This window comes from Pseudescherichia sp. L3, assembly GCF_024656065.1.
Taxonomy (GTDB): Bacteria; Pseudomonadota; Gammaproteobacteria; order Enterobacterales; family Enterobacteriaceae; genus Pseudescherichia.
On record NZ_JANKYC010000002.1, the window covers coordinates 279342 to 296303 of the forward strand.

Annotated in this window: 17 protein-coding genes; 7 read left to right on the forward strand and 10 right to left on the reverse strand. The window is 57.5% G+C overall.

From position 1 onward, the window contains the following. Window positions 1-126: 126 nt before the first annotated feature. A complete protein-coding gene (gene ptsP / locus NR795_RS12870; protein WP_144819058.1) occupies window positions 127-2373 on the reverse strand; it encodes a phosphoenolpyruvate--protein phosphotransferase in 2247 nt (748 codons plus the stop codon). Between the two features lie 12 nt (window positions 2374-2385). Next, window positions 2386-2916 (reverse strand): RNA pyrophosphohydrolase, encoded by a 531-nt coding sequence (gene rppH / locus NR795_RS12875; protein ID WP_042387929.1) that lies wholly within the window; start codon window positions 2914-2916, stop codon window positions 2386-2388. Between the two features lie 680 nt (window positions 2917-3596). On the opposite strand from rppH, the gene mutH reads away from it, so the two are divergent. Continuing rightward, entirely contained in the window at window positions 3597-4292 is a 696-nt protein-coding gene (gene mutH, locus NR795_RS12880) for a DNA mismatch repair endonuclease MutH (protein ID WP_257758443.1), read from the forward strand. Window positions 4293-4355: 63 nt separating this feature from the next. Continuing rightward, window positions 4356-5069: a TerC family protein gene (locus NR795_RS12885; protein ID WP_144819054.1), complete on the forward strand. Its 714-nt coding sequence runs from the start codon at window positions 4356-4358 to the stop codon at window positions 5067-5069. Window positions 5070-5101: 32 nt separating this feature from the next. Here the strand turns inward: NR795_RS12885 and NR795_RS12890 are convergent, their stop codons facing one another. From NR795_RS12890 to NR795_RS12900, 3 genes are read right to left on the reverse strand one after another with little or no spacing between them, the layout of a single operon-like run. Next, window positions 5102-5539 carry a putative T6SS immunity periplasmic lipoprotein gene (locus NR795_RS12890; RefSeq protein WP_144819052.1) on the reverse strand — a complete coding sequence of 146 codons (438 nt, stop codon included), beginning with the start codon at window positions 5537-5539 and terminating at the stop codon, window positions 5102-5104. Between the two features lie 2 nt (window positions 5540-5541). After that, window positions 5542-6069 carry a type IV secretion protein Rhs gene (locus NR795_RS12895; RefSeq protein ID WP_257758647.1) on the reverse strand — a complete coding sequence of 176 codons (528 nt, stop codon included), beginning with the start codon at window positions 6067-6069 and terminating at the stop codon, window positions 5542-5544. A gap of 36 nt (window positions 6070-6105) precedes the next feature. Then, the gene (locus tag NR795_RS12900) at window positions 6106-6363 is read right to left on the reverse strand and encodes a hemolysin XhlA (RefSeq protein ID WP_238081370.1); all 258 of its coding nucleotides are present in this window, start codon (window positions 6361-6363) and stop codon (window positions 6106-6108) included. A 186-nt stretch (window positions 6364-6549) separates the two neighbouring features. On the opposite strand from NR795_RS12900, the gene NR795_RS12905 reads away from it, so the two are divergent. Then, window positions 6550-6768: a YgdI/YgdR family lipoprotein gene (locus NR795_RS12905; protein WP_042387937.1), complete on the forward strand. Its 219-nt coding sequence runs from the start codon at window positions 6550-6552 to the stop codon at window positions 6766-6768. Between the two features lie 123 nt (window positions 6769-6891). After that, the gene (locus NR795_RS12910) at window positions 6892-7932 is read left to right on the forward strand and encodes an NADP(H)-dependent aldo-keto reductase (protein ID WP_222888749.1); all 1041 of its coding nucleotides are present in this window, start codon (window positions 6892-6894) and stop codon (window positions 7930-7932) included. A gap of 150 nt (window positions 7933-8082) precedes the next feature. On the opposite strand, the gene lplT is transcribed toward NR795_RS12910, so the two are convergent. Then, the gene (gene lplT, locus NR795_RS12915; protein ID WP_144819044.1) at window positions 8083-9276 is read right to left on the reverse strand and encodes a lysophospholipid transporter LplT; all 1194 of its coding nucleotides are present in this window, start codon (window positions 9274-9276) and stop codon (window positions 8083-8085) included. Further along, a complete protein-coding gene (gene aas / locus NR795_RS12920) occupies window positions 9269-11428 on the reverse strand; it encodes a bifunctional acyl-ACP--phospholipid O-acyltransferase/long-chain-fatty-acid--ACP ligase (protein ID WP_257758444.1) in 2160 nt (719 codons plus the stop codon). Before aas ends, lplT begins: the two co-directional genes overlap by 8 nt. A gap of 431 nt (window positions 11429-11859) precedes the next feature. On the opposite strand from aas, the gene galR reads away from it, so the two are divergent. Next, window positions 11860-12867 carry an HTH-type transcriptional regulator GalR gene (gene galR, locus NR795_RS12925; protein WP_144819040.1) on the forward strand — a complete coding sequence of 336 codons (1008 nt, stop codon included), beginning with the start codon at window positions 11860-11862 and terminating at the stop codon, window positions 12865-12867. Here the strand turns inward: galR and NR795_RS12930 are convergent. Together NR795_RS12930 and lysA are read right to left on the reverse strand one after the other, a co-directional pair. Then, entirely contained in the window at window positions 12864-13313 is a 450-nt protein-coding gene (locus tag NR795_RS12930) for a GNAT family N-acetyltransferase (protein ID WP_144819084.1), read from the reverse strand. The genes galR and NR795_RS12930 overlap by 4 nt on opposite strands. A 10-nt stretch (window positions 13314-13323) precedes the next feature. After that, complete coding sequence (gene lysA / locus NR795_RS12935; RefSeq protein ID WP_257758445.1) at window positions 13324-14586, reverse strand: diaminopimelate decarboxylase; 1263 nt, start codon at window positions 14584-14586, stop codon at window positions 13324-13326. A gap of 113 nt (window positions 14587-14699) precedes the next feature. Here lysA and NR795_RS12940 point away from each other — a divergent pair, with 113 nt between their 5' ends. Next, window positions 14700-15626 (forward strand): LysR family transcriptional regulator, encoded by a 927-nt coding sequence (locus NR795_RS12940; RefSeq protein ID WP_257758446.1) that lies wholly within the window; start codon window positions 14700-14702, stop codon window positions 15624-15626. Here the strand turns inward: NR795_RS12940 and NR795_RS12945 are convergent. Continuing rightward, the gene (locus tag NR795_RS12945; protein WP_144819034.1) at window positions 15623-16315 is read right to left on the reverse strand and encodes an aspartate/glutamate racemase; all 693 of its coding nucleotides are present in this window, start codon (window positions 16313-16315) and stop codon (window positions 15623-15625) included. The genes NR795_RS12940 and NR795_RS12945 overlap by 4 nt on opposite strands. Before the next feature lie 148 nt (window positions 16316-16463). Between NR795_RS12945 and NR795_RS12950 the strand changes: the two genes are divergently transcribed. Then, window positions 16464-16790 (forward strand): cupin domain-containing protein, encoded by a 327-nt coding sequence (locus tag NR795_RS12950; protein ID WP_257758447.1) that lies wholly within the window; start codon window positions 16464-16466, stop codon window positions 16788-16790. Window positions 16791-16962: the final 172 nt, after the last annotated feature.

Here is a 16962-nt window from a genome sequence, read left to right on the forward strand (position 1 = left end):
CAGCGGTTAAGATGTGCGCCCGCTTAACAGGGCGCTCCAAAGCTGGGAATCATAGCATAAGCCAGGCGGGCGATTAGGGCGAAGTTGTAAAAGATCTGTATCTTCCCTTTACCCGCCGCCGATGCGCTAGCGTCCGCCGCGGATCAGGCCACCCATGCCACGGCGCTCCATAAAGGCGGCCACCTGGTGGCGCACCTCAGAGGTAAACTGCGCCTCCAGGGTACGGTTTGCCAGCGTCTCGGCATCCTCGCGATCAATATGGCGTAGCAGATATTTAACGCGGGCCACCGAACGGCCGTTCATCGACAGATGGCGGTAACCAAGACCGATCAGCACCGCCACGCACATCGGATCGCCCGCCATCTCACCGCACAGGCAGAGATCGATGCCATAGCGCTCCGTCTCCTGAGCAATGGTTGCCAGCGCTCGCAGAACCGCCGGATGCAGGCTGTCGTAGAGGCTTGCCACACGGGTGTTGTTGCGATCGACCGCCAGAAGGTACTGAGTGAGATCGTTGGTACCGACGGAGATAAAATCGACCCGGCTCGCCAGATGCGCCAGCATAAAGACCATGGAAGGGACTTCCAGCATCACGCCGATGCGCGGCCTGGGGATAGCGTAGCCGATCATCTCTTCCACTTCCCGCCCGGCGCGCTCAATCAGTCGGCGAGCTTCGTCCACCTCTTCAATGCTGGTGATCATCGGCAGCAGGATGCTGAGGTTGCCGGTGGCGGCGTTGGCGCGCAGCATGGCCCGCACCTGGATTAAAAAGATCTCTGGCTGATCGAGCGTAATACGGATCCCACGCCAGCCAAGGCAGGGGTTCTCCTCGCTGATGGGCATATAGGGCAGCTGCTTATCCGCCCCGACGTCCAGCGTACGCAGGGTCACCGGCTTCTCGTTAAACAGCTGCAGCATTCCCTGATACTGAGCCACCTGCTCCTCTTCGGAGGGGAAGCCGCTTTGCAGCATAAACGGGATCTCAGTTCGGTAGAGACCAATCCCGTCGATGCGGCTGCCAAGCTGCTCCTCATGCGCAGGACTCAGCCCGGCGTTGAGCATCACCTTAACCCGATCGCCGCTTTTTAGCTGGGCGGGAAGGTTAACCTCATCCTCCGCCAGCTTGCTGAGCTCGTTCTCTTCGGTGATGAGACGCTGATACTCCTGAAGCAGGATCGGCTCAGGATCGACCAGCAGCTCACCCCGGTAGCCATCCACCACCAGCGTGCGACGATGCAGCACCGAGGGCTGAATATCGGCCCCCATGACCGTTGGGATGCCCAGCGCACGCACCATAATCGCCGCGTGGGAGTTGGCTGCGCCGTCGCGTACGACCACCCCGACCAGCCGATCGTGAGGCAGTTCAGCCAGCGTAGTAGCGGAGAGCTCGTCGGCCACCAGCACAAAGCGCTCGGGCCAGGTATTGGGGCCCTGTAGGCTATCATCGAGGTGGAACAGCAGGCGCTGACCCAGCGTGCGCAGATCGCCAGCGCGCTCCTTGAGATAACCGTCGGAGAGGGCAGCAAACTGTTCGGCAAAGCGTCCGATGACCTTTTTCACCGCCCACTCGGCCACGAAACCGCGATCCACCTCGTCGAACAGCTCGCGTCTGAGGCGGGCGTCCGACAGCAGGTGGGAGTAGAGATCGAAGATGGCCGCCGTCTCTTTCTGCTGCCCGGCAGAGAAGCGCTTGCTGTAGCGACGAAACTCGCCGGCGGCCTCCTCAAGCGCACCGGTGAGGCGTTCACGCTCAAGGGCGGTGTCCAGCGTCGAGGCTTCGTAGACCTGCTCCATCAGCGGCAGGGTGGCATCCATCCACCCCTCGGCAATGGCGACGCCGGGTGCGGCAGGCAGGGCACGAATACGCGTCTGGCGATACTGGCCAAACAGCGCGGCAAGCTGCGACTGAGAGAGGATCGCCGCCATTTGGGTGGCCAGCGTGACTAAAAACGACTCTTCGCTCTCATCAAACTGGCGCAGCTCGCGCTGCTGTACCACCAGCACGCCCAGCAGCTGACGCCGCTGGATAATCGGCACGCCAAGGAAGGCGCGGAAGCGCTCCTCTTTTACTGAGGGAATGTATTTAAAGCTGGGATGCTTTTGCGCGTCGGCGAGGTTAATCGGCTCCGCCAGCCTGCCTACCAGGCCGACGATACCCTGATCGAATGCGAGCGTGATGGTGCGGCCGCGCGGCTTTTTCAACCCGCGCGTCGCCATCAGGTAATAGCAGCGTCTGTCGTGATCGGCGAGGTAGACCGAACAGACTTCGGTATCCATCGCCAGACAGATGTCCGTCACCAGAATATCCAGCGCCTCATTAAGGCGTGGCGCGCTGGCAACTTTCTCAACTATTTCTCGTAACCGGGTGAGCATGATATGTATGGCTTATCCTCTCTTACGTCGCCAGGCAGGAGAGTGTTGTGGCTTTGGGGTGCTCTCCGCCAGCGCCATAACCACACTTGCAAACTCCTTCATCACCCGACGATAAACATCGCGCTTAAACGAGACAACCTGACGAACAGGATACCAGTAGCTTACCCAGCGCCAGCCATCAAACTCAGGGGTACTGCTGGTTTGCATATTGATATCCGCATCGTTGCTGATCAATTGCAAAAGAAACCACTTCTGTTTTTGGCCGATACAAACCGGCTTTGTGTCCCAACGCACCAAACGTTTTGGTAACTTGTAACGCAACCAGCTGCGGGTCGAAGCAAGAATACGTACATCCTTACGGCTCAGCCCCACCTCTTCGAACAGCTCCCGGTACATAGCTTGCTCCGGGGACTCGCCAGGGTTGATACCGCCCTGGGGAAACTGCCATGAGTGCTGACCGAAGCGCCTGGCCCACATGACCTGGCCTTGTCGATTACAGATTACGATACCCACATTTGGGCGGTAGCCATCGTCATCAATCACCGGACTACCTCAAAATAAACCTGAATTAAACGATTGTTTCACACTCGTGAGATACGGTAAACCACTCTCTCAATGCGCTATAACCGAATAACATTTGAATAACTCACAATTATCACCCGAGTTATAAACAGAATGGGCGCATCGGCTGCGGTTTTATTCACGATTTCTGTGGATAGAGTTGTGCAGAAGTACGGAATTACTCCGGGAAAACCCTGACGGCCCTGAACAATCAGTTTATCACTCGTAAAAATAATTTGGGACTATTCATTAGGTTATATCACGATCTTTATGCTATCGGGATCATTATGTGACGTGTATCACAGGCACGATCCGACAACTGATGAAAGATCGAACAGAGCCGGTTTTATCCACAGTTTGTGCCAATAAGTTAAGCACAATTTGTGCGAAAATTCGATTTTGGTCGCACGTCAAGGCTGTAAATGGAAACAGTAGTCCGGGTTTTTCTCACTTATCCCACTTTTCTGTGGATAACATGGTGTAAGATCCTGTTCATTGTCAGTGACCAGATTTGGAAAACATGGCGACCCGTTGCGCAACAGAGATCGCGCAAGGGAAAAAAATCCTAAAAATCATTGCGTTGTTTATCGCTGTGGGAAAAGATCTATCCCGTTGCCCCCTGTGCACTATTGCTGTTCATTTTTTAACCAGAGGTTGTATATATGCTGCCGCTCTCTCCTTTTACCTCTCCGCCAGACTCGGAAAGCGCTCTGCTTGAGCAGGCGCAGCGGTTGGCTGGGCTGACACTTGGCGAGCTGGGTGCGCTGGCTGGGCTGCCGGTTCCGGCAGACTTCAAGCGTGATAAGGGCTGGACCGGTGTGCTGCTGGAGCGCTGGCTGGGGGCGAGCGCGGGCAGCAAGCCTGAGCAAGATTTCGCTGCGCTAGGGGTGGAGCTGAAGACCATTCCGGTGGACAGCCTGGGCCGTCCGCTGGAGACAACCTTCGTTTGCGTTGCACCGCTGACCGGCAACAGCGGCGTTACCTGGGAGAGCAGTCACGTGCGTCACAAGCTGACGCGGGTGCTGTGGATCCCGGTAGAGGGCTCGCGGGAGATCCCTGTCGCCAGCCGCCGGGTTGGCTCGCCGCTGCTGTGGAGTCCAAGCGTTCAGGAAGAGCAGCAGCTGCGCATGGACTGGGAGGAGCTGATGGATCTTATTGTGCTGGGTCAGGTAGAGAGCATCACCGCCCGCCATGGCGAGGTGCTACAGCTTCGGCCAAAGGCGGCAAACAGCAAGGCGCTGACCGAGGCGGTGGGCCAGCATGGCCAGCCGATTCTGACGCTGCCGCGCGGCTTCTATCTGAAAAAGAACTTCACCCGCGCGCTGCTGGCGCGGCATTTTTTGTTGCAGGGTTATTAAATTTTTTGCCCTCGCCTGCCAGAGGCTTATAATTAGCGCTTCTTTTTTTGGCAGGACTTTACGATGTTATTTGCATGGATAACCGATCCCAACGCCTGGCTCGCGCTCGGTACGCTGACGCTGCTGGAGATTGTGCTCGGGATCGACAATATTATTTTCCTCTCTCTGGTCGTTGCAAAACTCCCGACCGCACAGCGTAACCATGCCCGGCGTATTGGCCTGGCAGGCGCAATGCTGATGCGTCTGGCGCTGCTGGCCTCTATTTCCTGGGTTACCCGGCTGACTACGCCGCTGTTCACCGTGCTCGATCATGCGGTCTCCGCCCGCGATCTGATCCTGCTGCTCGGTGGTCTGTTCTTAATCTGGAAGGCCAGCAAGGAGATCCATGAAACGATTGAAGGTGAAGAGGAGGGGCTGAAAACCAACGTTCACTCTTTCCTCGGTGCCATCGTGCAGATCATGATGCTGGATATTATCTTTAGCCTCGACTCGGTCATTACGGCAGTGGGCTTGTCGGATCATCTGTTCATTATGATGGCGGCGGTAGTGATCTCTGTCGGCGTGATGATGTTTGCCGCCCGCCCTATCGGCGAGTTTGTCGATCGTCACCCGTCGGTAAAAATGCTGGCCCTGTCGTTCCTGATCCTGGTTGGCTTTACGCTGATGCTGGAGAGTTTTGGCATTCACGTGCCAAAAGGCTATATCTATTTCGCCATGTTCTTCTCGATCGCCGTCGAGACCCTGAACCTGTTGCGCAATAAAAAGAATCCGCTGTGATCTCTCGCTCCCCCGCTACGGGGGAGCCATCGCTACTTAACCTGCCGCGTTGTTTCGCCTTCGGTAAGCGGTATGCTTTTAACATGCCCGTCTGAGAACTCAATCCCTGTTACCACGCTTCGCTGTGAAGCATGACCGTCAGACTCTTCCAGTATGTACTGCACGATGTACTGACCTTTTTCCGGGAAGTGATAAAAATCAGGTGGTATGCATAGCTTTCCATTTTTTACGGCCAGCGCGGGCGAGTCTGTTACTTTTAACTTTTGCGGAGGGGTGCCGCGCAGATTTATGGCGATCAGAGTAGGCTGGTAGCTACCGGCATCCGCAACCTGGAAGCATATGTTTTCTCCAATCTTACTCACGGCCGCAGTTTCATCGGCTTTTAATCTGTCGCCGGATCCCGGGCAGCCGGTGAGTAAGACGATGGAAGCAACCAGTAAGAGTGGACTAATTTTGCGAGTGCCTTTCATTATTATCCCCATGGGAAGTAACGCATTGTTTTCTCATATTTTTGTCTAATTACTGCTTCGCTGAGATCTCCATCCAATGTAATATCTCCTCTTCGTCTGAGTATCATCCATAATGAATATCCATAATTAGTTAGTATAAAATAATCTGCAATAATCTGAGCTTGTTGCTCCATTGGATAGCGTCTTAACGGTCGGCCATCCAGACTATAACGATAACTGACAGCAAAGCTCACTAAGCCTCTTGCTATAACATTCATGCCTCTTTCACGCTGCCATACATGACTCATCTCGTGAATGAAAAGATGCCTGAGGGGGTAATCTGCTACAGAAAAATCATTGGTATACCAAGTTCTGAAGTACAGTTCTCCGTTCGGGGTCATCGCAGTATCTTTGTTTTGTAGACCGAAAGGTAAGTAACTTCCATGATGGATCCAAACTTTGCTGTAGTGAATCGCCTCTCCAAAAACGTTACTTTGAGTGCGCCGTCGAGATCCTGAACCTGTTGCGCAATAAAAAGAATCCGCTGTGATCTCTCGCTCCCCCGCTACGGGGGAGCCATCGCTACATTAATGAGCGAGAAATTTAATGATAACGCCTGAAGCGACGCCGGTAATCGCAATCATTGAGCCAACGATCGTCGTTACCTGAGTTCTAAGCGTGCTATGAAGCTCGGCCTTTACATCTGCAATCCTGACGTTAGTCTCTGCTAATTCCACTCTGATGGTTGAGATATCCTCCTTCGTTGCATAGTTAGACTTAATCACGGCGACATCCGTGACCAGCGACTCCACCTTCTCCTCAAGCGTTTTGACGCGTATCTCCATCTCTCCTTCTCCGTTACGTGTAACGTTAATTACGTCACGAAAATATTACCACGCTACGGGTAGGGTAAACCGTGGCGAATGCCGCTATTTCTCGCGGCCTTTTAAGATTTTCCCGCTTTTTCCTTTCGTATCCGTGCGTTATTACTACACTCATTACAGATTCTGGCCTTAAGAAGGAGAACAACCGTGAAAAAATGGGCAGTAGTGATTTCCGCAGTGGGTTTAGCCTGTGCAGTTTCAGGATGCAGCAGCGACTACGTGATGGCGACCAAAGATGGCCGTATGATCCTGACTGAAGGTAAGCCGGCAGTAGATGACGATACCGGGCTGGTCAGCTACCGCGACCTGCAGGGCAACGAGATGCAGATTAACCGTGATGACGTGTCGCAAATTATCGAACGCTAAGTGCTAAGGTCAGCAATCTGCTGGCCTTTTGATTTTTCTCTTCCCCTTTTGCCTCCCCTCTGCCATGTTTATATTCCTTTGTCAGGAAGCCCCTGACGTTGTTAAAAAAAAAGGAAGCCGGCTATGCATTATCACCGTATCCCTCACAGCTCGCTTGAGATAAGCACGCTGGGGCTGGGCACAATGACCTTTGGTGAGCAGAACAGCGAAGCCGAGGCCCATGAGCAGCTTGATTACGCCGTAGCCCAGGGTATTAACCTGATTGATGTGGCAGAGATGTATCCCGTACCGCCGCGCCCGGAGACGCAGGGTTTAACCGAAACCTACGTCGGCAACTGGCTGGCCAGGCACGGCAACCGTGAAAAGCTGGTTATCGCCTCCAAGGTGAGCGGGCCGAGCCGCAATAACGACAGCGGCATTCGCCAGAACCAGGTGCTGGATCGCAAAAATATCCGTGAAGCGCTGGACGCCAGCCTGAAACGCCTGCAAACCGACTATCTCGATCTCTACCAGGTTCACTGGCCGCAGCGCCCAACTAACTGCTTTGGCAAGCTGGGCTACGAGTGGGCCGAATCCGCGCCAGGCGTCACTATTCTCGACACGCTGGAAGCGCTGGCCGAGTGCCAGCGGGCAGGCAAGATCCGCTATATCGGCGTCTCGAACGAAACGGCGTTTGGCGTGATGCGTTATCTGCACCTGGCGGATAAGCACGATCTGCCGCGCATCGTCACTATTCAGAATCCTTACAGCCTGCTGAACCGCAGCTTTGAGGTTGGTCTGTCAGAGGTGAGTCAGTTTGAGGGCGTTGAACTGCTGGCCTACTCCTGCCTGGCCTTCGGCACCCTAACCGGTAAATACCTGAATGGCGCGAAGCCCGCCGGCGCGCGCAACACGCTGTTTAGCCGCTTTACGCGCTACAGCGGCGAGCAGACGCAAAAAGCGATCGCTGCCTATGTGGATATCGCCAAACGGCATAATCTGGATCCGGCGCAGATGGCGCTGGCCTTTGTCCGCCGCCAGCCGTTTGTCGCCAGCACCCTGCTGGGTGCCACGACCATGGAGCAGCTGAAAACCAACGTTGAGAGCCTGTATCTGGAGCTGAGCGAAGAGGTACTGGCGGAGATTGAAGCGGTGCACAAGGTCTATACCTACCCGGCACCGTAAGTGAATGCGCCTGCCGGACCTACGATCGACACGGTATCGACTGTAGGCCCGGTAAGCGTAGCGCCACCGGGCATTTCTGTGCTGATGCTGCAATGCCGGGCGGCACTACGTTTGCCCAGCCTACGGTGGCTGCCATGCGGCATAAAGTGATTAGCGACGGCGCTGCCACAGCCACAGGCCGGCAATCGCCAGCGCAAACAGCACGCCAAAGCCTACCCCGACGCCGACCACCGGTGCCCCCGCCTTCACCGCCAGCGAGTAAAGCCCCAGCATAAGCAGCATCGCCGCGTTCTCGCCCAGGTTCTGCACTGCGATGGCATTGCCCGCCCCCACGGAACGTTTTCCTCGTTCCTGCAGAAGCGCATTAAGCGGCACGACGAAAAACCCGCCCAGAATACCAATGAGCACCAGCAGGCCGTAGGCAGGCAGCAATGCATGTTGTAACGAAAAGAGCGTCACCACCACACCAATAAGGATCCCCGCAGGCATGCAGCGAGCCACGCTCTCCAGGGTCACCAGCTTCGCCGCCACGCCCGCCCCAACAACGATACCCACCGCTACCATAGCGTTAAGATAGGTTGGCGTCGCGTTATCGCTGATGCCAAGCGCCACCGGCACCCACAGTACCAGCAGGAAGCGCAGCGTCACCCCTGCTCCCCAGAACAGGCTGGTGCCCACCAGCGAAAAGCGGGTTTCGCCGTTTAGCCATAGCGTTTTACAGGCGTGAAAGAAGCTCTGGGTCATGGGGGCAAAACGCCAGCTCTGGCCCGGCCGGGCCGCCGGCAGTTTCGGGATCAGCAGGTTCGCAACCACCGCTCCGGCGTACACCAGGGCGCAGACGCCGAGCGCCGCCAGCACGTGCCAGTCTGCCAGCACGCCCCCGGCCACCGAGCCAAGCAGAATGGCGGCGATAGTCGAGGACTCCATCAGGCCATTGGCCTTCACCAGCTTATCGCCGGAGGTCAGCTCGCCGAGAATGCCGTATTTGGCCGGAGAGTAGGCCGCCGCGCCAATGCCCACCAGCGTATAGCCAATAAATGGGTTAAGGCCCACGCAGATACTCAGCGCCCCGAGCAGCTTCAGCCCATTGGCGAACATCATTACCCGCCCCTTGGCAAAGCTGTCCGCCACCTGTCCAACAAAAGGAGCGAAGAGTATGTAAGCACCTACAAACACCATCTGCAGGATTGGCTGGCTCCAGTCAGGATAGAACTCGGCCTTGAGCAGCGCCAGGGTGGCAAACAGCAGGGCGTTATCACCAAATGCCGAGAGGAACTGGGCGGCAGTCACCGCCAGCATGCCCTTCGACAGCAGAGAATTGTTCGTGCTTACTGGCTCATGCATGTTGCGCTTCCGCCTCGTCGAGTTTGCTCTTCAGGGTAACAAAATCCGGTTTGCCGCTGCCCAACACCGGCAACTGCTTCAGGAAACGGATATCACGCGGCACGGCCAGCTCCGGTACGCCCTGCGCGCGCGCCTGCTTAAGCAACGTCTCACGGGTCAGCTCGCTGTCGGTGGTAAACATCACCAGCGCTTCGCCTTTGCTGGCGTCGCTCTTCACAACCGTCGCGTGCATTTTGTCCGGCGAGGCCATTAACGCCAGCTGCTCTACCATCTCCAGCGAGATCATCTCCCCGGCGATTTTGGCGAAGCGCTTGGCCCGGCCCTGGATCTGCACAAAGCCCTGCTCATCGAAGCGTACGATATCGCCGGTGTCATACCAGCCGGGCTCAATCTCACCCTCGGCGTTTTCTGCAGCCGGGCGCTCAAGTACGCCTGGATTCTCAACGCGCAGATAGCCGGTCATGATGTTCGGCCCCTTCAGCTGTAGCCTGCCGCCCTCTTCAATGCCCGGCACCGCCATCAGGCGCGCATCCATGCCTGGGAGAATACGCCCCACCGTCCCTGGCTTCGCCGCCATCGGCACGTTGATGGAGACCACCGGCGCACACTCGGTGACGCCGTAGCCCTCCAGTACCCGCAGGCCGAACTTATCCTGCCAGAGCTGGCGGGTGCTCTCCTGCAGTTTTTCCGCCCCGGCGACCACGTAGCGCAGGCGGTAGAAGTCGTAAGGGTTGGCAAAGCGGGCGTAGTGCCCAAGGAAAGTCGAGGTGCCAAACAGCACGGTGCAGTTACGGTCATAGACCAGCTCCGGCACGATACGGTAGTGCAGCGGGCTGGGATAGAGAAAGACCTCTGCCCCGGTCAGCAGCGGGGTAAATAGCCCCACGGTAAGGCCAAAGGAGTGGAACAGCGGCAGAGCCGACATAAAGCGATCCCGGGCGGTAAAGTCCGCGATGGTCCGGATCTGCTCCACGTTGGCGAGAAGGCTTTTATGGCTGTGCACCACCCCTTTTGGATTGCCCTCTGAACCGGAGGTAAACAGCACCAGCGCGTCATCTTCCGGCTGCTGCGGTACCTGGGCGAGATGCGGCATCAGCAGATGGCCGAAGATCCACAGCTTATCGGCGGTAGTGACTTCGCCTTTCAGATCTTCCAGATAGATCCAGCGCACCTCGGTCAGCTGCTCCGGCAGATGCCAGAGCTTGCCCTTCTCCATAAACTGGCGGGAGGTAAAGATGGTTTTGATCTGCGCGGCGGTAATGGCGCTGCCCAGCCCCTTCACCCCAGCCGTGTAGTTCATCATTGCCGGGATGCGTCCCCGAGCGATGGCACCGAATATCACCGCCGCCGCAATGCCCGCGTTCGGCAGCATCAGGCCAATTTTTTCGCCCTGGGCGCTGTATTTATCCAGGATGCGCGCCACAAACAGCGTTTTGGTCAGCAGTTTGCGGTAGGTATCGGGCTTGAAATTGATATCCTCGACGCAGTTCTTGCCCGCGCCGTAGCGGTACTGCGCCGCCAGCAGGGCTTCGAACAGCGTTTCCCGCGGGCGCACGGCCATGCGCGCTTCCATCATAATCTGATGCAGCATCTCGCCCGCCAGCCTGCGGCGATCGCGGGCGCGTGGCGCTTCCGGCATCGGCAGCTGCGTCGGCGGCAGGATATGCAGAGTAATACGTGGGAAGAGGCGCTGCTTCACCAGCCCCTTCAGGCGGCTGAAGAAGGTCAGCTCCGCCCCTTCGATGCGCACCGGGATCACCGTTGCGCGCGATTTAGCCGCCACAAAGGCCGCCCCGTCATAAATCTTCATCAGCGAGCCGGAGACGGAGATACGTCCCTCGGGGAAGATCACCACCGGCCGGCCGCTCTCGATCAGCCGCACCAGCTGCTTGATCGACATCGGTTTGGTGGGATCGAGGGGGACAAAGTCGATCAGGTTCGACAGGGCGCGCATGTACCAGCTCTGGCTAATTGAGGTGTAGACCGCAAATACCGGACGCCCCGGTAAGAATAGGGCCAGCAGAATACCGTCAATAAAAGAGACGTGGTTGGGGGTAATAAGGACGCGATCGCCGCTCAGCGCCTGCGTATTGCCCGTGAGCTCTACGCGATAAAGCAGACGGAAGAGGGTACGGAAAAATCCCAGCATCATTAACTTCCTGTGTCAGTCGTTCGGGTATGGCAGATTGTGGCAGATTACACGAGAAGTGTAGCGGGCGGCAAAATCGAGGCGAAAAAAAACCTGCGCATCCGCGCAGGTTGGTGCAAAAAGTGAGTACTCATACGTACTGAAATCTCACCAATCAATACCTCTGGGATCTTGATTGTGGCTCCTCGCCCCTGTGGATGCCAGGGAACAATCGCAACAGCTCATCGCAAAGTGTAACTAAAGGTTTGAATTACCCTTTTTCTGTTTTATTTGCCCGGTTTATTTGCCTGATAACAACAGTGTAACGGTTTCACACTGCACATGCGCTTTGGCTCACGTTTGCGCACTTCAGAAAAGCAAGAGCCTTGAACCTGCCGCACTTTTCCGCAACACTTAACCAGGTGTAAACGCTTACCCATTAAAGAAGGTTCAGAATGGCGACCATAAAGGATGTTGCAAAACTCGCCGGTGTCTCCGTCGCCACGGTGTCGCGCGTCATTAACAGTTCCCCCAAAGCCAGCGACGCCTCCCGGCAGGCGGTGCAGAGCGCCATGGCGTCACTCAACTACCATCCCAACGCCAACGCCCGCGCGCTGGCGCAGCAGTCAACGGAGACCCTCGGCCTGGTGGTCGGCGACGTCTCCGATCCCTTTTTTGGGGCCATGGTCAAAGCCGTAGAGCAGGTGGCCTACCATACCGGTAACTTTTTACTGATTGGTAACGGCTACCATAATGAACAGAAAGAGCGGCGCGCCATTGAGCAGCTGATGCGCCACCGCTGCGCGGCGCTGGTGGTACACGCGAAAAGCATTCCCAATGACGATTTAGCTGCACTGATGGATCAGATGCCCGGCATGGTGCTGATCAACCGGATCCTGCCCGGCTACGAGCAGCGCTGCGTGGCGCTGGACGATCGCTATGGCGCATGGCTGGCGACGCGACATCTTATCCAGCAGGGACATACCAAAATTGGCTATCTCTGCTCTAACCATGCCATCTCCGATGCGGAAGATCGCCTCCAGGGCTATTACGATGCGCTACGGGAGAACGGCCTGCCCTGTAACGACAGGCTGGTGACCTGGGGCGAGCCGGATGAGAGCGGCGGCGAGCAGGCGATGACCGAGCTACTCGGGCGTGGCAGGCACTTTACCGCCGTTGCCTGCTATAACGACTCAATGGCCGCCGGGGCGATGGGCGTTTTAAACGATAACGGCATTGAGGTGCCGGGTGAGATCTCGCTGATTGGCTTTGATGACGTGCTGATCTCCCGCTACGTCCGTCCACGCCTGACCACCGTGCGTTACCCGATCGTGACGATGGCAACCCAGGCCGCAGAGCTGGCGCTGGCGCTGGCGAAAGAGCAGCCCCTGCCGGAGATCACTCACCTCTTTAGCCCAACGCTGGTGCGCCGTCACTCGGTGGGTACGCCGCAGGAGAGCTAAAGCGCGCAGCGGTAGAGGTGCACCGTGGTGGCCGGGTAGTCCAGCCCGTCACCGATATAGTGCCAGCCAAAGCGCTCGTAAAAATCGCGACAGGCAGAGTAGAGATGCAGCTGGGTAAAACCCCGTTCGCGGGCGTAATCCTTCACGTGCTGCTGAAGCCTGCCCGCGAGCCCCTGCCCGCGCGCGGCCTCATCGACATACAGCGCCGCCAGCCACGGCCAGAGATCCTGGCGGCTGATGAGATCGCAGCGCCAGAGCCCCACCGTGCCCAGCAGCCTCCCGCCTTCGGTGGCAATAAACGTAACAGGCAACGCCTCAGGCTGCTGGCTATGGGCAACCACGCTGGCAAAAAAATCGCGTGACAGCGTGTCGCCAAAGGCCTGCCACAGCCAGTCGGTTACCTGGTCCGCAAAGTGCGGCGCGTCGTACAGAGGCAGGATCTTCAGGCTCATTGTCTTACAGCAGCTCCAGCGCCAGCAGCTCGTCGATGGTCTGCCGACGGCGGATCAGCCGCGCCGCGCCGTTGTCAAACAGCACCTCCGGCAGCAGCGGACGGCTGTTATAGTTGGATGACATCGATGCGCCATAGGCCCCGGTATCATGCAGTACCAGGTAATCTCCCGGCACCACCGCAGGCAGGGCGCGAGTTTCAACTTCCCCGCCCGCCTGCTGAGTAAAGACGTCTCCGGATTCACACAGCGGACCGGCCACCACGGTATCGATAAGCGGCTCTGCCGCCAGATCGCGGCCGTCTGCTGCCAGAGCGCTGATGTGGTGATAGCTGCCGTACATGGCCGGGCGCATCAGGTCGTTAAAACCGGCGTCGATCAGCACAAAGTGTCGGCTGCCCATCGCTTTGACGCTGCGCACCTGCGCCACCAGCACGCCGGATTCAGCTACCAGGAAACGTCCCGGCTCGATCTCCAGCTTCACCGGATGCCCCAGGTGGGCGGCAATTTTTTCCCGGGCGCTGTTCCACAGGCCAAAGTAGTGATCGGTGTCGATCGCCTCTTCCCCTTCACGATAGGGGATTGACAGCCCGCCGCCGGCGGAGATCGCCTCCAGATCCTGGCCGAACTCAACGACCTGGCTGACCATCGCGCCACACACCTGCTCAAGGTGGCCATAGTCCACGCCGGAGCCGATATGCATATGAATGCCCACCAGCTTAAGCTGGTAGCGCTGCATGACCTCCAGCGCGGCGGGCAGATCGCTGTACCAGATCCCGTGCTTGCTGTTCTCGCCACCGGTATTGGTTTTCTGGCTGTGGCCGTGGCCGAAGCCAGGGTTAACCCGCAGCCAGACGCGGTGGCCCGGAGAGACCTCTCCCAGCTGAGCCAGCATATCTACCGATCCCGCGTTAACCGGGATCTGTAGCTCATGCACGCGGGCCATCGTCGGGGGATCGATCACATCGGCGGTAAAGACGATCTCATCCGCACCGTTCTGCGGCTGATAACCTGCCGCCAGCGCACGTTCGATCTCGCCCAGCGATACCGAATCCACCTTGACGCCCTGCTCGCGCATCAGACGCAGAATATGAATATTGGAGCACGCCTTCTGGGCGAAACGCACCACGTCAAACTGGGCTAGCTGGGCAATACGGCGGCGGATAATCCCGGCGTCGTAGGCCCAGACCGGGCAGCCAAATTCAGTCACCAGGCTGTGCAGGTTGGCGGCAGTGAGCGCGGTATCGGTGTTATTTAACGGACGTGGCATGGCGAACTCCATAATCATTTTTTTCTATTACGCCACAGGCCAAAGGGAATAAAAAATATCGTTATGTTACGATTCTATTCATATCTGATATACCTTGTGTCGCAGGAGAGCCTATGCCCGCCGTTAACCTTCGTCATATCGAAATTTTCCACGCCGTAATGACCGCCGGAAACCTGACCGAGGCCGCGCGTTTGCTGCATACCTCGCAGCCTACCGTGAGCCGGGAGCTGGCGCGCTTTGAAAAGGTGATTGGCCTGACGCTGTTTGAACGCTCGCGGGGGCGGCTACACCCTACGGTGCAGGGCCTGCGCCTGTTTGAAGAGGTACAGCGCTCGTGGTACGGCCTGGATCGCATCGTCAGCGCCGCCGAAAGCCTGCGAGAGTTCCGCCAGGGGGAGCTGTCTATCGTCTGCCTGCCGGTCTTCTCTCAGTCGTTTCTGCCCCTGCTGCTGCAACCCTTTCTTGCCCGCTATCCGGAGGTGAGCCTCAACGTGGTGCCGCAGGAGTCGCCGTTGCTGGAGGAGTGGCTCTCTGCCCAGCGTCATGACCTCGGCCTGACCGAAACCCTGAGCACCCCCGCCGGGACCGAACGCACGCCGCTGCTGACCCTCAACGAGGTGTGCGTCCTGCCCGCCGGGCATCCGCTGGCGCAGCGCAAGGTGCTTACTCCCCAGGATTTCCAGGGTGAGAACTACATTAGCCTGTCGCGCTCGGACAGCTATCGTCAGCTGCTGGATGCCCTGTTCGGTGAGCACCAGGTGAAACGCCGCATGGTAGTAGAGACCCACAGCGCCGCCAGCGTCTGCGCGATGGTTCGCGCCGGTGTCGGGGTGTCAGTGGTTAACCCCCTCACCGCCCTCGACTATGCCAGCAGCGGGGTGGTGGTCAGGCCCTTCAGCATCGCCGTGCCCTTTACCGTCAGCCTGATCCGCCCCCTGCACCGCCCCGCCTCTGCGCTGGTGGATGCCTTCTCCGGCCATTTACAGCAGGCGGTGTCGCGCATTATAGCGCCGTTAGAAGCGGTGCTGGCGGAGCGTTAATCCAGCATAAAGTCGACAACGTCGGCGGCGTGAAGCGCGGCGGTATCAAACACCGGGATCGGGCTTTGATCCTGGGAGACCAGCAGGCCGATCTCAGTGCAGCCGAAGATCACCCCCTCCGCCCCCTGATTCGCCATCCGCGCGATCAGGTCGATAAAGTAAGCCCGCGACGGCTCGCTAAAGGTGCCCAGGCAGAGTTCGTCAAAGATGATCTGGTTAACCCTGGCGCGATCCTCGTCGTCCGGGACGCAGGTCTCAATGCCGTGGGCGTCACGCATCCGCCCGCGGTAGAAATCCTGCTCCATGGTGTAACGGGTGCCCAGCAGCGCCACCTGTTGCAGGTTGGCTTTCTGGATCGCCCGAGCGGTGGCGTCGGCGATGTGCAAAAACGGCACGCTGCAACGATCTTCGATCTGACTGGCAACCTTGTGCATGGTGTTGGTGCAGAGCACGATCCCTTCGGCACCGGCGCGCTCAAGCCCTGCGGCAGCGCTGGCAAGTATCTCGCCCGCCCGGTCCCAGTCGCCGCTCGACTGGCAGGCCTCAATATCATGAAAATCGACGCTGTGCAGCAGCAGGCTGGCGGAGTGCAGCCCACCCAGCCGGGCCTTTATTCCTTCATTAATCAGACGGTAGTAGGGAATGGTTGATTCCCAGCTCATGCCGCCCAGCAGCCCTATCGTTTTCATCGTATCTCTCCCCTGTTATCCGCCTGTGAAAGCAAACTTGTGATCGACTTTCCACTTATTAGGCGTCGCGTTTCTTTTTAACGCTAGCTGATATAAATTTAATGAAACATTGTTTTACTCTTAAACTATTTTACTACAGGACGCTCTCATGTTTACTTTCCACCAGCAGACCCAGCTCGACGATCTGGGCAATGGCGTTACCCGACGCATTCTGGCCCATTCAGGCAAAATGATGGCGGTAGAGGTAAATTTTAGCGAAGGCGCGGTTGGCCCGCTGCATAACCACCCTCATGAACAGCTTACCTATGTTTTATCCGGCGAGTTTGAATTTACCATCGGCGATGAGAAACATATCGTTCGTGCCGGGGACACGCTCTATAAAGAGCCAAACATCGTGCACGGCTGCGTCTGCTTAAAAGCGGGCACCCTGCTCGATACCTTTACGCCGGTGCGTGAGGATTTCCTCACAGCGTAACCGTTAACGCTCTCTGTTAAAAAGCCCTCCGCCGCGAGGGCATTTTTATTTTTACCAAATCATTAGCGGGTTAATCATTCATTTATCCAGGCACTTACCCTGCGCGCTCACGGGAAATGTCACCTGGCTCACCTTATTGAAACGTCGTTTCGACTTTGATCACATTTCCATA